At 71.4% G+C, this 3686-nt stretch carries 3 protein-coding genes and 1 pseudogene; 1 reads left to right on the top strand and 3 read right to left on the bottom strand.

The genetic code is table 11. The features are described from left to right. The 3 genes and pseudogenes from U9980_RS21950 to U9980_RS21960 form a co-directional block, all read right to left on the bottom strand. A pseudogene (locus U9980_RS21950) lies at positions 1–294 on the bottom strand (ABC transporter permease); the annotation flags it as partial. Further along, positions 291–1835: a sugar ABC transporter ATP-binding protein gene (locus U9980_RS21955; protein WP_322769655.1), complete on the bottom strand. Its 1545-nt coding sequence runs from the start codon at positions 1833–1835 to the stop codon at positions 291–293. The pseudogene U9980_RS21950 and the gene U9980_RS21955, both read right to left, overlap by 4 nt. Before the next feature lie 88 nt (positions 1836–1923). Then, positions 1924–2745, bottom strand: a complete 822-nt coding sequence (locus U9980_RS21960) for an IclR family transcriptional regulator (protein ID WP_322769656.1) — start codon at positions 2743–2745, stop codon at positions 1924–1926. 209 nt (positions 2746–2954) lie between these two features. Here U9980_RS21960 and U9980_RS21965 point away from each other — a divergent pair. Continuing rightward, on the top strand, positions 2955–3686 hold a 732-nt coding region (locus tag U9980_RS21965; protein WP_322769657.1), incomplete at its 3' end, for a cyclase family protein.

Below are 3686 nucleotides of genomic sequence, written 5' to 3' on the forward strand. Positions count from 1 at the left end.
CCCGTGGACCACGAGCCACATGGTGAGCACGTGCGCCAGGCCGATCCCGTAGCCGATCGAGAGGTCGAAGCGGCCTGTGACGATGGGGATGGTGGCGCCGAGCGCGAGCAGCGCCAGGATCGACTGGTTCACGAGGATCGAGCGCAGGTTGGTGGCCGTGGGGAAGGTGTCCGGTAACAGCAGGGCGAAGGCGCCGAACAGGACGACGGTGAGGACCGGCAGCCCTAGAGACCCGATGGACAGTCCGGCCAGCGGGCGCCGGCGTCCCACCGCCGCGCCGGTCGGGGCGTTCACGACGCCGCCCCGGAGGCGTATTCGACGAGCGAGGAGACGCTCAGGTCCGACCGCGGGATCTCGCGGACGACAACGCCGTTCTTGAAGACCAGGGCCCGATGGCACACCTGGGCCACCTCCTCGAAATCAGTGGAGATGAGCAGCGTCGCCACGCCTCGGGCGAGCGCTCGATCCAGCAGCGTGTACAGCTCGTGCTTGGCGCCGACGTCCACGCCGGCGGTGGGCTCCTCCAGGACGAGGACCCGGGCGTTGGTCGACAACCAGCGGCCCATGATGACCTTCTGCTGGTTGCCGCCCGACAGGGACGCGACCGGCAGGGTGGCGTCCGCAGGGCGGACGCCGTACTCTTGCACCAGGTAACGGGCCTCGGCGTCCTCGGTCGAGTGCCGCCGCAGCGACAGCGGACCGCGGCGCAACAGGCGCAGGTTCGGCCGGAGATTCTCCGCGACCGTGAGATCCATGGCGAGGCCTTCGTCCACGCGGTTGCTCGTGACGAACCCAAGGCCGGCACGGACCGCGTGGGCGGGCGTCGACGGCCGGTAGGAGGCGCCGTCGAGGGTGACGGCGCCGGCGAGCAGCGGTGCGGCCCCATAGAGGGTTCGGCCCAGTTCGACGTGACCGGCGCCGCTGAGGCCCACCAGGCCGAGGACTTCCCCGGCCCGCAGGCTCAGCGAGACCGGACCGACGCGGTCGCCGACGAGACCGACGAGGTCGAGGACCGTCGACGTCGTGCTCCGCGGGGCGGGCGGCGGGGGTGGGACCGGCTTTCGGCCGACGATGTGGGCGACGACGTCCGCTGGTGAGAACTGTTCCAGGGGGCCCTCGGTGACGACGCGTCCGTCCCGCATGATCGTGGTGCAGTTGGCTAGCTCGAACACCTCGTCGAGCCGATGGCTGACGTAGAGCAGGCCCATGCCGCCGTCGCGCAGCTGACGCAGTACGGAGAACAGGCGGTGGGTCTCGTCGACCGGCAGGCTCGCGGTCGGCTCGTCGAGGACCAGGACGCGGGCGTCCTCCGCGACGAGGGCACGGGCGATCGCGACGAGGGACTTCTCGGTGCGGGAAAGGTTCGCGAGCCGCGCGCTTGGGTCGACACCGCTGCCGACGATCTCCAGGGCGGACTCGGCCCGGCGGCGCACGCCGCGCCAGTCGATCCGCGGGCCTCGACGAGGGTAGCCGGCCCCCAGCGCGACGTTCTCGGCGACCGTGAGGCCTGGAACCAGACCCAGGTCCTGGTGGATGAAGGAGATGGACGCCTTCGCCTCGGGGCTGCCAAGCGGGTGGCCCGCGATGCTTACCTCGCCGGCGTCCAGGGGGTAGACCCCGGCCAGCACCTTGATGAGTGTCGACTTGCCGGCGCCGTTCTGCCCCAGCAAGGCGCGGATGCTGCCCGGGGCGAGGTCGAGATCGACGGACGCCAGGGCGCGGGTGGCGCCGAAGGTCTTGTCCGCGCCACGCACCCGGACCAGCGAGTCGCCCGCGGCGGATGGTGGCGCTGACGGTGCTGAGGAGGCCGCCGACTGCGGCGACGGTAGCGTCATGAGGAGGATTCCGATCTAGGCGACATCGGCCAATGTTCAGCACTATGGCCGCCGTCCAGCCAGTTGGCAAGACCTCAAAGGCGTCCGGTTACCTCGATCGCGGGCCGGCGATCAAAGGGTTGGACATGCGCTCGGCCACGACGCGCAACTCGCCGAGCAGTCGCACCGTGAGCTCGGGCGTCAGCTGCGAGGTCATGCTGGTGATGCTGATCGCGAAGGGATCGGAGTCGGTGCGTGACCCCGGCACGGCGATGGCCACGCAGGTCACGCCTGGGGTGGTCTCCTCGTCGTCCATGGCGTAGCCGTCGCCGCGCACGCGCTCCAACTCGGCTCGCAGGGCCCCCGGGTCGGCGATGGACCGGTCGGTCAGCTGGACCAGCCGCGCCCGTCCGCGCAGCCGCTCGTCGAGCACGGCCGCGTCCAGCATCGCCAGCAGGGTCTTCCCGGTCGCCGTGCAGTGTGCCGGGAAGCGGTCGCCGATGTTCGCGGTCAGCCGGATCGGCTGCATCCCGTCGTATCGAGCCAGGTAGAGGACATCCATGCCGTCCAGCACCGCGACCCGGGCGGTCTGCTGGGACAGGTGGGGCTGCTCGCGGCACGCGTCGTAGAACGCGCGAACCTGGTCCACCGAGGACAGGTAGGCGCCCCCGAGCTCGACGAGCCGGCGCCCCAGGGCGTAACCGCCGTCCCGGCGGACGATCAGGCGCTCGGCCTCCAGCGCCTGGCAGAGGTTGGCCGTGGAGGACTTGGGCAGACCGAGCTGGCGCGACAGCTCCGACGAGGAAAGTGGGACGCCACCCGCGGCGGCGAGCGCCCCAAGGATGGCGGCCGCCCTCGTGACCGCGGGAACCGGTCCCTCGCCCCGCGCCTCGGCCCCCTGCTCGTCGTCGATTCTCCGCGTGACTGGCATGTCATCCTCCGCCCGTCCAAAAAGCTGGACGTGGTCCATTATGCTGCTAATGTTGTTCGAGCCAGCCCTCAGGCGGCCGAGCCCGCCCCGGACCGCTTCGGACGTCCAGCCGCCATCCCGGGCGTCGGACGCCTTGCCGACGCCCGCGGCGCTCTCCCCGCGAACAGGCCCTCCTGCCCGTCGTTGTCGGCCACCCTCGGAGGTCATCGATGACCAACTCGTTCACGGCGCCCAGCGCCTCCGTGTTCGCCAACGGCCCCCTCGTGGCCGCCGCGGACTTCCAGGACCAGTTCGACCGGCTCAAGCGCTGGGGCCGTGGCGCAGCCCCCGCCGATCCGGGCGGCGCCCCTGCCGCGGTCACCTGCGACGAGGTCCTCGCGGCCCTGGCGACACCCCGGACGGGAGAGGTGGTCAGCCTGTCTCTGCCGTGGGACCGCACGGGCGGGTCGCACAACCCCAGGCCTGCCCTGCACCACATGGTCGACCGCGGCGACGTCGAGGCGCCGGAGCCCAGTGCCCACAAGGACTTCATCGCGATCGACTATCACGGCAAGGCTGTCTCCCACCTCGACGCCCTGTGCCACATCGGGTATCGCGGCGAACTCTACGGGGGCGTGCCGACGGCCGAGGCGTTCACCTCCCTGGGTTCGAGCTGGGGTGCGGTCACCGAACTCAGCACCCGCCTCGTCCTGCGCGGCGTGCTCCTCGACATCCCCGCCATGCGCGACGTCGACTGGCTCGAGCCCGGGACCGCGGTGCTTGCCGAGGACGTCCTGGCCGCGGAACAGGCCCTTGGGTTCACAATCCGGCGCAGCGACGCCGTCCTCCTCCGGAGCGGGCACCACGCACGCCGGGCCACCCTCGGGCCCTGGGATGCGGACGCCGCCAGCGCGGGTCTGCACGTAGACGCGATGCCCTTGCTCGCCGAGCGTGGTATTGCA

The organism is Protofrankia sp. Cr1, assembly GCF_963555865.1.
Taxonomy (GTDB): domain Bacteria; phylum Actinomycetota; class Actinomycetes; order Frankiales; family Frankiaceae; genus Protofrankia.